At 71.4% G+C, this 17,827-nt stretch carries 17 protein-coding genes; 10 read left to right on the forward strand and 7 right to left on the reverse strand.

All coding sequences use genetic code 11. The features are described from left to right. The first annotated feature begins 9 nt into the window (after window positions 1-9). Both F0L68_RS18585 and F0L68_RS18590 read left to right on the forward strand, forming a co-directional pair. Window positions 10-1,287, forward strand: a complete 1,278-nt coding sequence (locus F0L68_RS18585; RefSeq protein ID WP_223198916.1) for an MFS transporter — start codon at window positions 10-12, stop codon at window positions 1,285-1,287. 47 nt (window positions 1,288-1,334) lie between these two features. Next, window positions 1,335-2,189: a hypothetical protein gene (locus F0L68_RS18590; RefSeq protein ID WP_149850869.1), complete on the forward strand. Its 855-nt coding sequence runs from the start codon at window positions 1,335-1,337 to the stop codon at window positions 2,187-2,189. Window positions 2,190-2,259: 70 nt separating this feature from the next. Here F0L68_RS18590 and F0L68_RS18595 read toward each other — a convergent pair whose 3' ends face one another. Further along, entirely contained in the window at window positions 2,260-2,736 is a 477-nt protein-coding gene (locus F0L68_RS18595) for a hypothetical protein (RefSeq protein WP_149850870.1), read from the reverse strand. Window positions 2,737-2,901: 165 nt separating this feature from the next. Further along, window positions 2,902-4,635: a serine/threonine-protein kinase gene (locus F0L68_RS18600; RefSeq protein ID WP_223198917.1), complete on the reverse strand. Its 1,734-nt coding sequence runs from the start codon at window positions 4,633-4,635 to the stop codon at window positions 2,902-2,904. 255 nt (window positions 4,636-4,890) lie between these two features. On the opposite strand from F0L68_RS18600, the gene F0L68_RS18605 reads away from it, so the two are divergent. Continuing rightward, window positions 4,891-6,144, forward strand: coding sequence for an FAD-binding protein (locus F0L68_RS18605; RefSeq protein ID WP_149850871.1), 1,254 nt, complete (start codon window positions 4,891-4,893; stop codon window positions 6,142-6,144). A gap of 7 nt (window positions 6,145-6,151) precedes the next feature. On the opposite strand, the gene F0L68_RS18610 is transcribed toward F0L68_RS18605, so the two are convergent. From F0L68_RS18610 to F0L68_RS18620, 3 genes are read right to left on the reverse strand one after another with little or no spacing between them, the layout of a single operon-like run. Continuing rightward, window positions 6,152-7,846, reverse strand: a complete 1,695-nt coding sequence (locus F0L68_RS18610) for a WXG100 family type VII secretion target (RefSeq protein ID WP_149850872.1) — start codon at window positions 7,844-7,846, stop codon at window positions 6,152-6,154. Between the two features lie 3 nt (window positions 7,847-7,849). After that, complete coding sequence (locus F0L68_RS18615) at window positions 7,850-8,149, reverse strand: type VII secretion target (protein ID WP_149850873.1); 300 nt, start codon at window positions 8,147-8,149, stop codon at window positions 7,850-7,852. Beyond that, complete coding sequence (locus tag F0L68_RS18620; RefSeq protein WP_188316658.1) at window positions 8,146-8,646, reverse strand: YbaB/EbfC family nucleoid-associated protein; 501 nt, start codon at window positions 8,644-8,646, stop codon at window positions 8,146-8,148. The genes F0L68_RS18615 and F0L68_RS18620 overlap by 4 nt, the downstream gene beginning before the upstream one ends. A gap of 258 nt (window positions 8,647-8,904) precedes the next feature. Here F0L68_RS18620 and F0L68_RS18625 point away from each other — a divergent pair, with 258 nt between their 5' ends. Next, on the forward strand, window positions 8,905-9,231 hold the full coding sequence (locus tag F0L68_RS18625; protein ID WP_149850875.1) for a hypothetical protein: 327 nt from the start codon (window positions 8,905-8,907) through the stop codon (window positions 9,229-9,231). A 52-nt stretch (window positions 9,232-9,283) separates the two neighbouring features. On the opposite strand, the gene F0L68_RS18630 is transcribed toward F0L68_RS18625, so the two are convergent. After that, window positions 9,284-10,108, reverse strand: coding sequence for an SCO6745 family protein (locus F0L68_RS18630; protein WP_149850876.1), 825 nt, complete (start codon window positions 10,106-10,108; stop codon window positions 9,284-9,286). Between the two features lie 242 nt (window positions 10,109-10,350). Here F0L68_RS18630 and F0L68_RS18635 point away from each other — a divergent pair, with 242 nt between their 5' ends. The 6 genes from F0L68_RS18635 (at window position 10,351) to F0L68_RS18660 (ending at window position 16,448) form a co-directional block, all read left to right on the forward strand. Further along, window positions 10,351-10,560 carry a heavy-metal-associated domain-containing protein gene (locus F0L68_RS18635; RefSeq protein WP_149850877.1) on the forward strand — a complete coding sequence of 70 codons (210 nt, stop codon included), beginning with the start codon at window positions 10,351-10,353 and terminating at the stop codon, window positions 10,558-10,560. Window positions 10,561-10,601: 41 nt separating this feature from the next. Further along, window positions 10,602-11,489 carry a DUF8832 domain-containing protein gene (locus F0L68_RS18640; RefSeq protein WP_149850878.1) on the forward strand — a complete coding sequence of 296 codons (888 nt, stop codon included), beginning with the start codon at window positions 10,602-10,604 and terminating at the stop codon, window positions 11,487-11,489. 49 nt (window positions 11,490-11,538) lie between these two features. Beyond that, window positions 11,539-13,830, forward strand: coding sequence for a heavy metal translocating P-type ATPase (locus F0L68_RS18645; RefSeq protein WP_149850879.1), 2,292 nt, complete (start codon window positions 11,539-11,541; stop codon window positions 13,828-13,830). A gap of 41 nt (window positions 13,831-13,871) precedes the next feature. Further along, window positions 13,872-14,321, forward strand: a complete 450-nt coding sequence (locus F0L68_RS18650) for a MaoC/PaaZ C-terminal domain-containing protein (RefSeq protein ID WP_149850880.1) — start codon at window positions 13,872-13,874, stop codon at window positions 14,319-14,321. A 171-nt stretch (window positions 14,322-14,492) separates the two neighbouring features. Continuing rightward, the gene (locus F0L68_RS18655) at window positions 14,493-14,774 is read left to right on the forward strand and encodes a metal-sensitive transcriptional regulator (protein WP_149850881.1); all 282 of its coding nucleotides are present in this window, start codon (window positions 14,493-14,495) and stop codon (window positions 14,772-14,774) included. A gap of 228 nt (window positions 14,775-15,002) precedes the next feature. Next, a complete protein-coding gene (locus F0L68_RS18660) occupies window positions 15,003-16,448 on the forward strand; it encodes an MFS transporter (RefSeq protein WP_149850882.1) in 1,446 nt (481 codons plus the stop codon). A gap of 142 nt (window positions 16,449-16,590) precedes the next feature. Here the strand turns inward: F0L68_RS18660 and F0L68_RS18665 are convergent, their stop codons facing one another. Continuing rightward, entirely contained in the window at window positions 16,591-17,814 is a 1,224-nt protein-coding gene (locus F0L68_RS18665) for a trans-sulfuration enzyme family protein (RefSeq protein WP_149850883.1), read from the reverse strand. Between the last annotated feature and the right edge of the window lie 13 nt (window positions 17,815-17,827).

A 17,827-nucleotide genomic window follows, 5' to 3' on the forward strand; every position in this document is an offset into this window, starting at 1 on the left:
TCTCCATTCATGACGGAGGACGACTTAGCCACGAGCGGGGTCCGCGACGCGGCCCGCACCGAACGACCGACGCTCGGCCGCGACTACTGGCGGCTGTGGACCTCGGCGAGCCTGTCGAGCCTGGCCGACGGGATCCTCAAGGTCGCGCTGCCGCTGGTGGCGATCGGCTTCACCAGGTCCCCCACGGCGATCGCGGGACTGGCCTTCGCGTTCACGCTGCCGTGGCTGCTGTTCGCCCTGCCGGCCGGCGCGTTCGCCGACCGGCTCGACCGACGCAGGACGATGGTCGCCGCCGAGCTCGTCAGGGCGGGGCTGCTCGCCGGGCTCGTGCTGGCCGTGCTGTTCGACGCGGGCTCGATCGCCGCCCTGTACGTCGTGGCGTTCTGCGTCGGGACGGCCGAGACGGTCTACGACACCTCGGCGCAGGCGCTCGCGCCACAGCTCGTGCCTCGAGCCCGCCTTGCACGGGCCAACGGCTGGCTCTACGCGGCCGAACTGACCGCCAACCAGTTCATCGGCCCGCCGCTGGCCGGCGTCCTGGTCACGGTCGGCACGCTGGCCGCGTTCGTCACGCCGGTCGCCCTGTGGATCGTCGCGCTCGGCGCGTTGTTGTTGGTGCGGGGGCGTTTCCGGGTGCCGCGCGACCGGAGCGCCACGCTGCGCGCCGACATCGCCGAGGGCCTGCGGTTCCTGTGGCGGCACCGGCTGCTGCGCACCTTCGCCGCCATGGTCGGCGTCTTCAACTTCACCACGAACGCGACCTGGGCCGTCCTCGTCCTGTACGCCGTCGGCCCGACCTCCGCCATGCGGTTGACCGAGCGCTCCTTCGGCGTGCTGCTGACGGCCGTCGCCGTGGGTGGTGTGGTCGGCTCGGTCATCGCGGAACCGGCCGAACGAGCGCTTGGTCGAGCCCGACTCCTCGGGGTGTCCTTCCTCGCCGGCGCCGCGCTGGTCGGCCTTCCCGCGCTCACCGCGAACCCGATCCTGGTCGGCGTCGCGTTCTTCGTCGGCTCGGCGGGCATCATCGTCTCGAACATCGTCATGGTGTCGCTGCGGCAACGGGTCACGCCCGACCGGCTGCTCGGCCGCGTCAACAGCGGCTACCGGCTGGTGGCCTGGGGCAGCAGGCCGCTCGGCGCCGCGGCCGGCGGCCTGCTGGCGCAGCTTCTCGGGCTGCGCGCGGTGTTCGCCGTCATGGGAGTCCTGGCGCTCGCCGTGCTCCTGTGGATGGCGACGGTGACCGACCGGGCCATGGACGCCGCCGAGCGGGAGGCCGGCCATCGTTGAACCGCGCCCGACCTGCCGGACGCGGCGGCCGGTGGTTGTCTGTCCTGGTGGAACTGGAGTCGGTGACCGACGAGCTGTACCAGGGGCCGAGGGACGCGTTCATCCCGGTTCGCGCGGAGCGTGCGCGGCAGGCGAGGGTGGACGGGGATCGCGCGCTGGCCGACGCGATCGCGGCGCTGCGCAAGCCGACCGTCGCGGCCTGGCTGGTCAACCGGGTCGCGCGCCGGCATCCCGAGGACCTCGACCGCCTGGTGGCGCTCGCGGACTCCCTGCGGCGCGCGCACCAGAACCTTGCCGGCGACCAGATCCGGGCGCTGTCGAGGGAGCGCGCTGCACTGCTGCGGGTGCTCGGCGGCCACGCCGCCGCAGCGGGCGAGCAGGCCGGGGTCCCGGTGACCGACCAGGTCGCGGCGCAGGTCCAGGAGACCTTCGCGGCCGTCCTCCAGCAGCCCGACGCGGCGGACGCGATCCGGGCCGGTCGGCTGGCGACCGCGCTGAAACCCGCTTCGGCCCTTGGCTTTCCCGTTCTCTCGATCGTCGCCGGGACCGACGTCCCCGAGCCGCAGCCGCCGCGACGAAAGGCGACGCCGCAGGCCGAACTGGACCGGCGACGGAAGGACGAACGTGACCGTGCTGCGGCGATCTCCACGGCCCGCCACCAGGTCCGGCAGGCCGAGGAGGCGCGAACGCTGGCGGCGCGGGAGCTGGCCGAGGCACGCGCGGCCGTGTCGCGGGCCGACAGCACGGTCGCAGAGTCGCAGGAGCGACTGCGGCAGGCGCGGGACGCGCGTCAACTGGCCGAACAGGACGCCACGGCGGCCACGCGGGCCTTCGACACCGCAGACCAGGCGGTCACCGCGGCCGAGCAGGCGTTGGCAGCACTGGAGAGGCCGCCGGGGTGACCCGCCGCGCCCACGCCCAGCACGCAGGACTGAGGCGTGGCACGCGGCGAACCCGAGGCGCGGGGTGGTGTCAGTAGACGAGGATGTCCCAGTGGCTGCCCTCGTCGCAGTACAGGTTCCCGGACGCCGCCTGCCACTGCGGGTAGCCGTCGCCGCGGTACCCGATGTAGCTGAAGGTGCGATGGATGTAGCCGTCGATGCACGAGTTGTGCGAGATGTCGACCTTGTAGCCGTTGAAGTGGCTGTAGGTGCCGGAGGCGTGCCCGACCTCGGTACCGCCGGTGATGTTGATGGCGCAGCCGGACGCGCGCTTCAGGGTGATGATCGTGCTCACGGTGCCGGAGTTGATCTGGTCGAACGAGGTGCACGTCGAGTTGTAGCGGTTCGTGCAGCCGCCGCTGGAACTCCAGGTGATGCCCGCGCCACTGAACTGGCTGGCCGCCGCCGACTGGGACATCTTGTAGCCGCTCGCGCCGGCCACCGGGGTCACGACGGCGAGGCCGGCGAGGGCGATGCCGGCGGCGACGAGGATTCTGCGCAGGATCATTCGTTCTCCATGGGCAGGGGGCCGAACGGCGGACTGGGCTGGTCGCTTGGGTCCGCCGTTTGTGGTCGGCCAATATTCGCCGCCGGAGGAAAATAATTCACCATCGCCGGGTGAAGTTGGTCTGAACGTCGATTCGCGTTGGACCGTCCGGCGGCAGCGGTGTCATCACGGTGTGGTCGCGCCCACGACTCCCCTGAGCAGCGCCTTGGTGTCGGGCTCGCAGGCGTTGGCCGGGTACTTGGGTCCCTTGACGAAGGCCATCACCACGAGGTTGACGTCCCGAACATACAGCCCGCAGTTGGAGTCGCTGGAGTCGCGCGGGATGATCCACTGGCCTTCCTCGGCGAACCCGATGTCCTGCTCCCTCTTGCTGCCTGGGCCCATGTAGTAGCCCTCGTAGCTCGCCTTCGCCTGTTCGGCCCCGGTACCGGTGCCCTGGCCGGTGCGATACCGCCGCCAGTAGACGTCGATGCTGTTGCCGGACGGGTCCTCCCAGACGCATCTGGTCTGCCCCTTCTCCGGTTGGGCCGCCTCGTACGGCGGCTTGGTGTCCGAGGTCAGACTCAGCCTGGCGGTGATGTCCTTGCACGCCGGCAGATCGTGCACGTACTTGTCGGCCACGGCGGACAGCGGCGTCGATCCCGGTGTCGGCACGCCCCCCGCGCGGTACGGCTGCGGCAGCGGGTGCTCGAACAGCTTGTCCCTGTTGAACAACGTGAGGACCGCGCCGACCGCGCCGGCCACCAGCACGAGGACGACTCCGAGCGCGAGCGGGGCCCGCCTGCGCGGAGGCCCGGCCGGCACGATGATCCCCTGCGGGGCACCGCCCTGCGCCGGGGCCGCGCCGACCGGAACCGGGGTGACCGGCGTCGGAGTGACGGCATGCGCCGGAGTGACGGCAAGCGCAGGGCCGAGGAGGGCGATCGGCGCCGGCCCGGCCGCCGTCGCTGCGCGGCCCTCGGGAGTCGGGCCCGGACCGACGTCGGCGACGGTCGAGTCGTGCACGGCGCCGCCGATGAGGCTGGCGAGTTCGGCGTGCTGGTCCGCGAGGAGCTGGTGCACCTCGCTCGGCCACGGCTGGGGCGTCGGGGCGATCCGGCCGATCAGCTCGAGCAGGTCCTGCGGCGTCGGGCGCGCCCCGGGATCCTTGGCCAGGCACGGTTCCACGATCTCGCGCAGCCGGGGCGTGAGCGCGCTCAGGTCGGGTTCGGTGTGCACCACGTTGTACAGCAGCTGCGGCGTCGACCTGCCGCCGAACGGCGCGTTCCCGGTGCCGGCGACCGCCAGCGTCGCGCCGAGCGAGAACACGTCGCTCGCCGGGGTCAGCTCGTGGCCCTCCGCCTGCTCCGGCGACATGAACGCGGGCGAGCCGATCAGCGCGCTCGCGTGGGTGAGTTCGGTGCTGTCCGCGCTCTCCGCCGCCCGCGCGATGCCGAAGTCGATCACCCGAACGCCGTCGGCCGCGAGCATCACGTTGGAGGGCTTGAGGTCCCGGTGCACCAGGCCAACCCGATGCAGGTCGAGCAACGCCTGCGCCAGCCCGGCCGCCACGTGCAGCACCGACTCGACCGGCAGCGCCCCGACGGCGTCCACCGCCTCGCGCAGCGACGGTCCCGGCACGAACACGGAGGCCAGCCACGGCGTCTCGGCCGTGGCGTCGGCGTCCATCACCGGCGCGGTGTACGCACCCGACACCATGCGCGTGGCCTCCACCTCGCGGCGGAACCGCGCGCGAAACCCGGGGTCCCTGGCGAGTTCCGCGTGCAGAAGCTTGACAGCGACGAGCCGACCGTCCGGGGACACGCACAGCAGGACGCGGCCCATCCCGCCCTCGCCGAGCACCGCGACCGCGTGATACCGGCCGACAACGGTCGGGTCCAACGGTCCCAACGACCTCACCGAGCACTCCTCCAACCAAGCGGGCGGGGACCGTCTCTGCCCCGACTCCACGCGCGTCCGTTCGAGCGGACCGGCGACCCGCCGGAGAGACCCTAGTCGCGACCGATGAAATCCGGGTGAAACGACCACAGCGGCGGACAAAGCGGGCCGATCACGTCCCGAGCGCGCGGAGCGGCACACCTGGTCGACGCGAAGGTTCCCACCCGACTGCGAAACTGGGCGGCACGCCCGCCCCGACCAGCCAGGAGGTGCTTCGTGTCAGCGTCGCCCCGACACGCGCGGGATCACCACCCAGCCTGGCCGCGACTCGACGGCCGCCTCGACACCGACGAGACCTCGCTGCGCTGGGCCGCCGACGACTTCGGGCACCTGGTGCACCGACGACCCCGCGCGGTGCTGCGGCCGGGCTCGGTCGCCGACATCGCCGCCGTCCTGCGGCACTGCGCGACCCATGACATCCCGGTGGCCGCGCGCGCCGAGGGCCACTCCACCGGCGGCCAGGCGCAGGCGCTGGACGGCGTCGTCATCGACCTGAGCGGGCTGCGGACCGTGCACGAGGTCGGCGCCGACTTCGTCAGCGTGGACGCGGGCGCGCGGTGGAGCCAGGTGCTCGCCGAGACGCTGCCGCTCGGGCTGACTCCCCCGGTGCTCACCGACTACCTGGAACTGTCCGTCGGCGGCACGCTGTCGGTCGGCGGGCTCGGCGGCGCCAGCCACCACCACGGCGCCCAGACCGACAACGTCCTCGACCTGACCGTCAGCACACCGGACGGCGAACTCCTCGACTGCTCGCCGACCAACAACGCGGCTCTGTTCAACAGGATCCGCGCCGGCCGGGGCAGGCACGGCGTCATCCTCCGGGCCACGGTGCGCCTGGTTCCCGCGCCGACCCACGCGAGACGCCACCAGCTGTACTACACCGACCTCGCCGTGTTCCTCGACGACCAGCGTCGCCTGGTGGCCGATGGCCGCTTCGACTACCTGGAAGGCCAACTCAAGCGCGACGACCGCGGCGACCGGCGCTACCTGATCGAGGCGACCACGTTCCGCAGCCGCGACGGCGGCGACGACGTGCGGCTCGACGACCTGCGGCACGAGCGGGACACGGCGGAGGTCGAGGACCTGACCTACTGGGACTTCCTGAACCGGCTGGCCGACGGCGAGGCGCACCTGCGGTCCACCGGCGAATGGCTGCACGCCCATCCCTGGAGCAACCTGCTGCTCCCCGACTCCGCCGTCGAGACCGTCCTCACCGGCGAGACCGCGCGACGGTCCGTCGACGACGTCGGCCCGAGCGGGCTCGTGCTGCTCTACCCGATCCCGCGACAACGCCTCACCACGCCGATGCTCGACCTGCCCGACGGCGACCCGGTCTTCCTGTTCGCGTTGCTTCGCCACGCGGCCACCGACGACCATGCCACCGTGCGGCGCATGCAGGACGCGAATCGCGCGCTGCGCAGCCAGGTCACCGCCAACGGCGGCACGGTCTACCTCGTCGGGCCGGGGTGAGCCCTTGTTAGTTGTTGGCCTTGTAGTTGGCCACCGCCTTGAGGATCTCCAGCGGCACCTTCCCGGCGAGACCCTTCGGCCCCATGGCCGGGTCCCACCACTTCATGAAGTTCTCGATCTTGGTGACGTTGCCCGCGCCGAAGACCTCGCCGATCTTCTTCATCGGCCACTTGTTGATCTCGTCGACGTACTTCATCAGGTCTTCGTGGTTGGTGTAGCCGTTGCGGGTGAACGGATTGGGCACCGGATCGCCGGCGCGCGGCGGCACCGGCGGTAGCGGCCGGTTCGGGGGCGGCGGCAGCGGGCCGTTCGGGCCGTGCGGCTGCGGCCCACCGGCATGCGGCGCATGCGGCGGCAATGGCGGCAACGGTCGGTTCGGGGGTGGCGGCAACGGGCCGTTCGGGCCGTGTGGCTGGTTGCGCGCCGGGTTCTTCGGGGGAATCGGCGGCGGCTGGTTGCGCGCCGGGTTCTTCGGCGGGATGGGTGGCGGCTGGTTGCGCGCCGGGTTCTTCGGCGGGATCGGCGGCGGCGCAACAGGATGCGGGGCCGGAGCGTGCGGCCCAACCGGAGGCGGCGGCAACGGCCGCGTCGGCACCGGAGGACGCGGCGCATTCGCACCCGCCGGAGCCGTCCCGGGATTGCCCCGCGCCGGATTCTTGGGCGGAATCGGCGGCGGCGCAACAGGACCGCCGGCCGGCGGGTGCACGGGCGGCGGGGGCGCGACGCCCGCGCCGTTGTCCGGATGCGTGCCGTTGGTCGGGGTGTGCGCGCCGGAGCCGCTCGGCGACGTCGTGTGCGGGGTGTTCGGCGGGGTGTGCGGGGTGTTCGGCGGGGTGTGCGGGGTGTTCGGCGGCGTGTGCGGGGTGTTCGGCGGCGTGTGCACCGGCGAGCCCGGCCCGTGCGACCCGCCTCCCCCCGGGGCCAGCTTGGTCTTCGAGAAGCGGTCCAGCTTCTTGCTCAGGTCCTCGGCCATCTTCCCGAGCTTCTGGAGCCGGCTGCTGTTGCGCCCCAACGCGGTCAGCACCTTGGCGATCTTCGCGGCGCAGCTCGCGCCGACGGCCGCCGCCCGGCCGATCGCGAAGCCGATGAACCCCGCGATGGACGCGCCGAAGGTCGGAATGGCGGCGGCTGCCGCGATGATCGCGCCTTCGATGAGTTCGGCGATCAGCGTCGAGATGAGGTACACCACGATGCCGCGGATCGCGCCGACCAACGAGCCGGACACCGCCATGACGGTCGCGCTGCCCTCGACCACCTTGCCGAGCGCGCCGATCTCGCCCGACAGCTGGTCCATGCTCCTGTGGAAGGCGTCCGCGGCTGGCCCTTGCCAGTCCTTGAACTCCGCCAACGCGGCCGCGTGGTCCTTGCCGAGGGTGTCGAGGTCCTTCGCCGTCGCCGTGAGCTTGTCGGCGTTGGCCTGGATCTCGGTCGGGTTGCCCATCACGGTGTTGACGAAGTCACGCAGGAAGCTGACGTGCTCGATCAGCCAGCCGATGCCCGCGGCCAGGATGCCGGCGAGCGGGTCCATCACGAACGACACGGTGTCCAGCACGACGGTGGTCGCGGCCAGCGCGATGCCGGCCGCCTTCCAGCCCTCGCTGGCCGCGTCGTTCTTGATCGCGTTGACCAGACCGTTGTAGGTGTCGACGACACCGGCCCCGGTCGACCAGTTGCTGCTGTCGACATCGACGCTGACGCCCATGCCTCACCCCTTGAACAGCAGGGAGTTCTGCTGGTCGTGCTGCTCGTAGGTGGCCGCGGTGCTGCGGGCGGTGTCGGCGGCGCTGGTGACGTTGGTGGCCGCGCCGGTCAGGGTGCCCTTCGTGTTGTTGCAGGAGACCCTGCACGCGATGGAGAAGACCTGGCCGACCAACCCGAAGGCGCTGACGCCGAAGTTGACCGAGCCCACCGCGTCCGCGGCGCTCCTGATGCCGTTGGACCGATCGTCCAACCCCTTGGCGAACGCGCGCAGCGAGTCGCCGCTCACCTGGAATCCGTCGCTCATTCGAAGTTCAACTCGATCTCGTCGTTCTCGTCCTCGTGCCTGGCCGGTGCGCGTCGCGCGGCGGTCGCCTTCGCCGGGACCAGCGAGCTGACCGGGGGCGGGACCTGTGCCGCGGCAACGGCTCCACTGGGTTCTGGATCCGGTGGCGGGGGCAGGAACGAGCCGACGAAGGCCATGGTGTCCTGGCTGGCCCCGGTGGCGGCCAACGCCTCGGCGACCCGTGTCGCGGCCTGGCGTTGCGCCGTGCCGACGGTCTGCATGATCAGGCTGCCCAGCTTGGTCGGCGGGTGCTCGGCGGCGCGCTGGCTCAGCGAGATGTTCGTGAGGCCGCCGTTGGGGCCGACCGTGACGGTGACGGCGCCGTCCGGCGAGGCTGCGGTGACCGTCGACGCGGCAACGCCCTCCTTCAGTTGCTCCGCGCGCAGTTTCGCCGCGTCGACGCGTTTCTGGAGGTCACCAAGCCACTGCTGGGGATCCAGCGCTCTCTCACTGTCCACGCGGCGCAGTGTTCCCGGCGGAAACGCGGCGACTCAAGCCAGAAGTTGATCACTGATGCCATCCTGACGCCGAAACACCGATCGTTGACTCCGCGTTGACGCGCGCGCGGCGCGCGGAGCCGAGCGGCGGCCGCGCGTATGAATCGCGTAAAAACCGCAGCTCCTAGCGTTTGGATCGCGTCAGGTTCGCTGCGGCGCGACCCGCCGCCCCTACCGTGCCGAGATGTCGAGTCGGCCGAGAAAGGGAGTGGCGGCACTGTGTCCGAGCGCGACGCCGATCTGCTGCGCCTGATCGGCAGGCGGTACGTGATCGACGTGCTCGACGCGCTCGACGCGGGCCCGCACACCCAGGCCTCGCTGCGCAGCCGGCTGCACGCCCGCCGGGGCCCGCTCGCCGCCGCCCTGCGCGCGCTCGCCGCGTACGGCGCCGTGCAACGGCTCGACCGGCACGGCAGCTGGGACGCCCGCGACACGGCCCCGGTCGTCTACCGACTCACCCCCGACGGCAGCGACCTGGTGCGCCGGCTGTCGCGGCTGGACGTGTGGACGAGGTTCTACGAGCACTACCTCCACCAGCAGCCCTAACGGTTGTCCCGTATCCCGTAACAGGGTGAATGGGAGAGCCTGCTGCGCTCGCTCAGTCGTCGGCGGCCTGTACTGCGGCGGCGATCGGCTCAAGCCCCGAGATCAGCTCGTCGAGCTCGGCCGCGCTGAGCATGTCGTACGCCCGTGCCGCCAGTTCGTCGGTGAGGGCCTCGATCCGCTGCTTGGTGTCCTGGCCGGCGTCGGTGAATCCGCCCGCGTCATCCACGAGGCCGCGGCGGCGCAGTCCGTCGACGACAGCGGCCAGCTGCGCGGTGGGCAGGTGATGGATCCGGCCGAACTCCTGCGCCTTCATGCCGAGGGAGAGGGCGAGTAGGACGTGGGCCTCGATGCCGCCGATGCCGTGGGTGAGCAGAGCGGCGGTGTGGCCGTCCCCTCGGTGCTCGCGCAGCAGTGTCGCGGCGTGCCAGAGCCTGGCCACCGGCTCCTCGGGCACGTCGAGGGCCCGGAGCCCGGCGTAGAGGGCTCGGCCTTCGGTCGGTGCGCTGACCGCTGCGTGGGTGGCGAGGTCGGCGACCCGTGCCAGGTCGGGGGAGTCGGCGAGGTCCCCGATCGCCTGCCGCAGCGCGGTGGCGCTGCCCCGCTCGCGCACGGTGATCGCCTCCCGCGGGGTGATCTTGCCCCACACCCAGGGGATGTGGCGCGCCACTTCGCCGTCGGCGAAGTTGTAGAACACCGCGTGCACCACCTCGGCCGGCACCAGCCCCAGCGGCGCGGCCCGGCCGGCGAAATATCCGTCCCAGTAGTTGCGCATGCCCAGGGCCAGGAACGCCTCGGTCACCACGTCGGAGAAGGTGATGGTGGCGATGGGCTCGAGGAGCTCGAACATGCGGCGGATCTTGGCCTGTGGGTGCGACATCGGTCAGCCTCTCCCGTGGTCGTGCCGGCGCCCGGGTGGCGCTGTCTCACTCAAGCGACGAACGACGCGGCTCGGATTCGACAATTCCGGCCGATTCTGCCAGGCAGCGTCGAGGGGACTCGGCCGCCGTCACACCACCATGCGTCGTGCGTCACACGATCGCACCTGGCACACCCTTACCCCCTAGGGGTATAAATACAACCAGCCAGTCGATCTCCACCACACACCAGGAAGAAACTCCCATGACTCAGAGCGTTTACACCGTCACCGGCATGACCTGCGGCCACTGCGTCACCTCCGTCACCGAGGAGGTCAGCGCCCTCGACGGCGTCCAGCACGTCGACGTGGACCTGCCCACCGGCACCCTCACCATCACCAGCGACACCCCGCCGACCACCGACGACGTCCGCGCGGCCGTCACCGAGGCCGGCTACGAACTCGCCAACGCCTGAACCACCAGACCACGCACCGGCACACCCACAGGGAGCAACACATGAAGACCGCCACCAAGGTGTCCGCCTACGGACTCGCACTGGCGATCGTCTTCGGCGGGGCCTGGGCCGCCGGTGCCGCCGCCGGCCCGGTCGGCGGCACGTCCGCGCCGACCGGGCACGACCACTCCGCCGCTGCACAGGGCCACGAGGGCATGAACGACCAGCCCACCGGCGACATCCCGCCAGGGCTGTCGGTGTCGCAGCACGGCTACACCCTGAACCTGGACTCGAACGAGGCCACACCGGGCACGCAGCAGCAGTTCCGGTTCCACATCACCGGACCCGACTCGAAACCGGTGACCCGCTACGCCGTCGAACACGACAAGCGGCTGCACTTCGTGGTGGCCCGTCGCGACGGCTCCGGCTACCAGCACCTGCACCCCGAGCTGGCCGAAGACGGGACCTGGAGCGTCCCACTGACCCTGCCGGCGGCGGGCAGCTACCGCGTGTTCGCCGACTTCACCCCCGAGGGCGGGCCGCAGACCACGCTCGGCGCGGACATCCAAGCACCCGGCGCCTACGAACCGCAGCAACACCGAGCAGGCACTCGCGTGTCCACTGTGGACGGATACACTGTGCGGCTCGACGGCGACCTCACCACGGGAAAGCCCTCGTCGGTGACCGCGACGGTCACCCGCGACGGCCAACCGGTGCGCGACCTCCAGCCCTACCTCGGCGCCTACGGCCACCTCGTCGCGCTGCGCTCGGCCGACCTGGCCTACCTGCACGTGCACCCGCAGGGTCAGCCCGGCGACGGCGTCACCGCGGCGGGCCCGGCGATCGGCTTCGCCGTCGAGGTGCCGACTGCCGGCCAGTACCGGCTGTTCCTGGACTTCCAACACGACGGGCAGGTACGCACCGCCGAGTTCACCCTCGACGCGTCCTGACCACCACCTCCGGACCTTCCCGGCTCACCGATCCCAGGAGGCGCTCAGCATGAGCACCACAGCGAGAACAGCACACGATGTGCGCGCCGATGCGACGACACAGCAGGTCGAGCTGGCCATCGGCGGGATGACCTGTGCCTCCTGCGCGGCCCGCATCGAACGCAAGCTGAACAAGGTCGACGGCGTCACCGCCACCGTCAACTACGCCACCGAGAAGGCCAAGGTCAGCTTCCCCGACGGCCTCTCCCCCGCCGATCTCGTCAAGGTCATCGAGGCCACCGGCTACACCGCCGAACTGCCCGCGCCACCCACCGCCGACACCGCCGACGAGGCGTCGGCCGAGCAGGACCCGACGCGCACGCTGCGCCAGCGGCTGATCGCCTCGACGCTGCTGGCCGTTCCGGTGATCGCGCTGGCGATGGTCCCGGCACTCCAGTTCACCTACTGGCAGTGGCTGTCCCTCGCGTTGGCCGCGCCCGTGGTGACCTGGGGCGCGTGGCCGTTCCACCGGGCCACCTGGACCAACCTGCGGCACGGCGCAGCCACCATGGACACGCTGATCTCCATCGGCGTCGGCGCGGCCTTCCTGTGGTCGCTCTACGCCCTGTTCCTCGGCTCCGCTGGCGTTGCCGGCATGCGGCACGGCTTCGACCTCAGCGTGCGTCGGATCAGCGGCGACGGCAACATCTACCTCGAGGTCGCCGCCGGGGTCACCGTGTTCATCCTCGCCGGCCGGTACTTCGAGGCCCGTTCCAAGCGCCGCGCTGGTGCCGCGCTGCGCGCGCTGCTCGAACTGGGCGCCAAGGACGTCGCGGTGCTGCACGACGGCCGCGAGGTGCGCGTGCCGATCGACCAGCTCGCCGTCGGCGACCTGTTCGTGGTGCGGCCCGGCGAGAAGATCGCCACCGACGGCGTTGTCGCCGAGGGCACCTCTGCGGTGGATGCCAGCATGCTCACCGGCGAGTCCGTGCCCGTCGAGGTGCGGCCGGGCGACGCCGTGGTCGGCGCGACTGTCAACGCGGGCGGCCGGCTGGTCGTGCGGGCCACCAGGATCGGCGCGGACACGCAGCTCGCGCAGATGGCCACGCTCGTCGAGGACGCCCAGAACGGCAAGGCCGCCGCGCAGCGCCTCGCCGACCGGATCTCCGCGATCTTCGTGCCCATCGTCATCGCCCTCGCCGTCGGCACGCTGGCCTTCTGGCTCGGCGCCGGCACCGGCGCCAGTGCGGCCTTCACCGCCGCCGTCGCCGTGCTGATCATCGCCTGCCCCTGTGCCCTCGGGCTGGCCACGCCGACGGCGCTGCTGGTCGGCACCGGACGCGGGGCCCAGCTCGGCATCCTGATCAAGGGCCCTGAGGTGCTGGAGTCGACCCGCCGCGTGGACACCATCGTGCTGGACAAGACCGGCACCGTCACCACCGGGCAGATGAGCCTCACCGCCGTGCACACCGCCGACGGCGTCACCGAGGACGAGGCGCTTCGGCTGGCCGGCGCACTCGAACACGCCTCGGAGCACCCGATCGCCAGGGCGATCGCCACCGCGGCCGCCGACCGCACCGGTGAACTGCCGGCCGTGGAGGACTTCCAGAACATCGAGGGGCTCGGCGTGCAGGGCGTCGTCGACGGGCACGCCGTGCTGGTCGGGCGGGCCCGGCTGCTGACGGACTGGAGCGTGCACCTCGACGACGACCTGGCCGCCGCGAAGCGGGAGGCCGAGAGCAAGGGCCGCACCGCGGTCCTGGTGGCCTGGGACGGCACGGCCCGCGCCGTGCTGGTGGTCGCCGACACGGTGAAGCCCACCTCCGCCGAGGCCATTCGCGGGCTGCGGCAGCTCGGGCTGCGGCCGGTGCTGCTCACCGGCGACAACGAGGCCGCCGCACGGGCCGTCGCCGCCGAGGTCGGCATCGACGAGGTGATCGCCGAGGTCATGCCGAGGGACAAGGTCGACGTGATCACCCGGTTGCAGGGCGAGGGCCGCGTCGTGGCGATGGTCGGCGACGGGGTCAACGACGCCGCCGCGCTCGCCATGGCCGATCTCGGCCTGGCCATGGGCACCGGCACCGATGTCGCCATCGAGGCGAGCGACGTCACCCTGGTGCGCGGCGACCTGCGCGCGGCCGTCGACGCCATCCGGTTGGCCCGCCGCACGCTGAACACCATCAAGGGCAACCTTTTCTGGGCGTTCGCCTACAACGTGGCCGCGCTCCCGCTCGCCGCGTTGGGGCTGCTCAACCCGATGATCGCCGGCTTCACCATGGCGTTCTCCTCGGTGTTCGTGGTCAGCAACAGCCTGCGGCTGCGGCGATTCACAAGCTCGGCCTCCGCGACTGCGGCAAGGTAGTTCCAGGATGTCGGTCTCGAACGAGGATTGGATCCAGGGGCATGCGATTCGCGGAGGACTACCCGGTCGGCAGCAGCTTCGAACTCGGCTCGCACATCGTGACAGCGGAGGAGATCACCCGGTTCGCGACACAGTACGACCCACAGCCGTACCACCTCAGCGAGGCGGAGGGACAGCAGTCGGCGTTCGGCGGCCTGATCGCGAGCGGGTGGAACACCGCGGCGATCTGGATGAGCCTGTACGTGCGGGCGATGCTGGAGGACTCCTCGGTCGAAGGGTCGCCCGGGGTCGACGAGCTGCGGTGGCTGACACCGGTGCGTCCCGGTGACGAGCTGTTTGGCCACGTGGAGGTCGCGGGGATGGTGCCGTCGCTGACGCGGCGGGACGTGCTGACGTTGCGGAAGAAGGGGTGGTTGACGCGCGGCGACGGCGAGACCGTCATGAGTCTCGTCCTGCACAGTCGGTTCACGCGTCGCCCCTCGGCCAACTGACCGGTTCCGCGCGGGGTCGTCGGCCGGGTCGCCAACCGGCCCGGCCGACGGCCGTTTCGCCGTCGATCCCACGATGTGCGCACACCGCCGACGGCGACACCGGTTACCCGAAGGGGGTATATGCTGATCACGGAGTGTTCCTGTCCCGACGGTGCGCGTTTCAGGAGTCTCATGTATGGCTATGCCAACGAGAAAGAGGACCACCTCCGTCGTCTCCGCCGAATCGAGGGCCAGGTCCGCGGCCTGCAACGGATGATCGAGGACGACAAGTACTGCATCGACATCCTCACGCAGATCTCCGCGGCCACCAAGGCGTTGCAGGCGGTCTCCCTCGCCCTGCTCGACGAGCACCTCAAGCACTGCGTCACGCAGGCGATCAGCGAGGGCGGCGAGGCCGCCGAGGTCAAGATCCGCGAGGCGAGCAACGCCATCGCGCGGCTCGTTCGTTCGTAGTTCACCGCGCCCTTCGCCGCGACCATCCAGCACCCCCTCGGCATCCGAGTGATGTCCGCGCTCTCCCTCATGCACCCGTCGCCACGAGATACCCCCGTAGGGTAATCTGCTCGACACGCTCTGGTCTCGACGGCACGATCACTTCCGCCAGCTCACCGCGGAATCTCCCGATCTTGACGCCGGCACCAGCATCGACATCCAATACCCCACCCCGGTATGGAGTAGGACATGACAAGCAACGGACCGACCCCCAGCCCGACCCGCTGGCTGGCGTTGGTGTTCATCGCGGCGGCCCAGGCCATGGTCATCATGGACACCTCGATCATCGGCGTGGCCCTGCCGAGGATCCAGGCCGATCTCGGCTTCTCCCAGGAGAACCTCTCCTGGGTGTTCAACGCCTACGTCGTCGCCTTCGGCGGGCTGCTCCTGCTCGGCGGCAAGCTCGCCGACCTGTTCGGCGCCAAGAAGCTGTTCCTCACCGGTTGGACCGTCCTTGGTGTCGGGTCCCTCATCGCCGGCATGGCCAACCACGTGTGGGTCGAGCTGGTCGGGCGTGCCGCGCAGGGCGTCGGCGCCGCGCTCATCGCGCCGGCCGCGCTGACGCTGCTGATGATGCTCTTCGGGCACAACCCGAAGGAGCTCGGCAAGGCGCTCGCGCTGTACGGCGCGGCGGCTCCCGCAGGCGGCACCGCCGGCGTCTTCCTCGGCGGCGTGATCACCCAGTACATCAGCTGGCCCTGGGTCTTCTACATCAACATCCCGATCGCTCTGATCACCCTCGTATTCGCGCCCCGGCTGATGCCGAGCGCGTCGGGCCAGCGCGGCTCCGTCGACGTCCTCGGCGCGCTCACCGTCACCGCGGGGCTGGCCACCGCCGTCTACGCGATCGTCCGCGCCCCGGAGGTCGGCTGGGGTTCCGCGAAGACCTGGGGCGCGCTCGCCGTCGCGGTGGTGCTGCTCGGCGCGTTCCTCGGCATCCAGGCCAAGCGGCGCCAGCCGTTGATGCGGTTGGGCATCCTCCGCGCGCCGAACCTCGCCGCGGCGAACCTCGCCCAGCTACTGCTCGGCGGGGCGTGGATTCCGATGTGGTTCTTCCTCAACCTCTACCTCCAGCAGGTGCTCGGCCTCAGCGCCTTCCCCAGCGGCGCGGCGCTGCTGCCGATGACCGTGGCCATCATGGTCATGATGATCGTGGTGTCTCCCAAGGTGATGGCCCGCTTCGGCCCGAAGACCGGCGTCGTCGCCGGCCTGCTGGTGCTGGCCGCCGGGCTCGTCGTGCTGTCCCTGGCCCGGCCGACCGGCAACTTCCTCGTCGACGTGTTGCCCGCCTCGCTCATCGCCGCGGTCGGCATGGGGTTGGCGTTCATCCCGTCGCTCGGCACCGCGCTGTCCAGCGCGCCGCCGGAGGAGGGCGGCCTGGCCTCGGGCATCGTCAACACCAGCTACCAGGTCGGCTCCGCGCTCGGCCTCGCCGCGATGACGGCGCTGGCGGCCGCCAGGGGCGCCGGACAGCTCGGCGACCACACGGCGCTCACGCACGGCTTCTCCGCCGCGTTCGTCGGCGCGGCCGTGATCGCCGTCGTCGGCGCGCTGCTCGCGGCCCTCATGCTGCGCATCCCCCGCCCCGGCAAGGTTTCCGCCGAGTCGACGTCCGACAGCGGCGTGCGCGCCTAGCAGCGGCCGACGCGACACTCCGGGTGTGGGCGGGAGGCAACCAAGGCCCCGCTCACACCCGGACTCCACGGCAGAAGCGCCGATGCGCGACGTGATCGTCGGGCCGTGCTCATTCGCGCGGCGACGCGGACCCGGCGCCGGGTCAGGCGCAGCGGGCGAGTGCCTGCTCGAAGTCGCGCCACAGATCGTCCCGGTGTTCGAGGCCGACGGCCACCCGGACGGTTCCCGGCCCGATTCCGGCCGCCCGCAACGAAACCTCGTCGAGCTCGCGGTGTGAGGTGCTCGCCGGATGCAGCACGAGGGTCTCGACGCCGCCGAGGGACACGGCCAGCGAGGCCAGCTCGACGGAGCTGATGAACATCTGGCCGGCCCCCCGGCCACCGGCGAGGTCGAACGCCAGCACGCCGCCGTAGCCCGCCAGCAACCGCTTGGCCACCAGGTGGTCGGGGTGGTCGGACAGGCCGGGCCAGTGCACCGCCCGCACGGCGGGATGCGCGGCCAGCCGGTGCGCGAGGAACTCCGCGTTCGCGCAGTGCGCGCGCATGCGCAGCGGCAGGGTCTGCAACCCGCGAATGGTCAGCCACGCCGCGAACGGGTCCGCGCTCGCGCCGAGCTCGACCGCGCGGGACCACGTCGCCAGGTGCTGCTCCTCGGTTGCGAAGACGGCGACGCCGCCAAGCACGTCCGAGTGGCCGCCGAGGTACTTGGTCGTCGAGTGGACGACGACGTCGGCCCCGTGCTCCAACGGCCGGCACAGCAGCGGGGACGCGAACGAGTTGTCCACCACCGAGATCAGGCCGTGCGCCCTGCCCACGTCGATGAGCGCGGGCAGGTCGCAGACCTGGGTCATCGGGTTGGCGATCGTCTCCAGGTACAGCACGCGGGACCGGGGCCGCAGCGCCCGCCGCACCTCGTCGGGATCCTGGCCGCCGACGTGGCTTACCTCGATGCCGAACCGCTCGGCCAGCTCGCCGAACAGCGCGAACGTTCCCCCGTAGAGGCAGCGTTGCGCGATGACGTGGTCCCCCGATCGCAGCAGCGACAACAGGACCGAGCTGATCGCGCCCATGCCGGACGCCGTCGCCAGCGCCGCCGCCCCGCCCTCGAGCGCGGCGACCGTGTTCTCCAGCGCCCGCACGGTGGGGTTGCCCCTGCGGGTGTAGACGAAGGCACCGTCCGGCCCGCTCATCGCCTCCGCGAGCGCGGCCGGATCGTCGAACGCGAAGCTGGAGGTCTGGTACAGCGGCACCGACAGCGGCCGGCAGCCCACCAGCTCGGCGGCGGCCACGTGCACGGCTCGGGTTTCCTGGTGCAGGGCACGGATCGGCGACCGCACGGCGTCATCGGCGGCTGGTCTCGACGGCATTGCCTCTCCCAAG

Origin of the sequence: Solihabitans fulvus, assembly GCF_008386585.1 — a bacterium.
Classification (GTDB): Bacteria; Actinomycetota; Actinomycetes; order Mycobacteriales; family Pseudonocardiaceae; genus Solihabitans; species Solihabitans fulvus.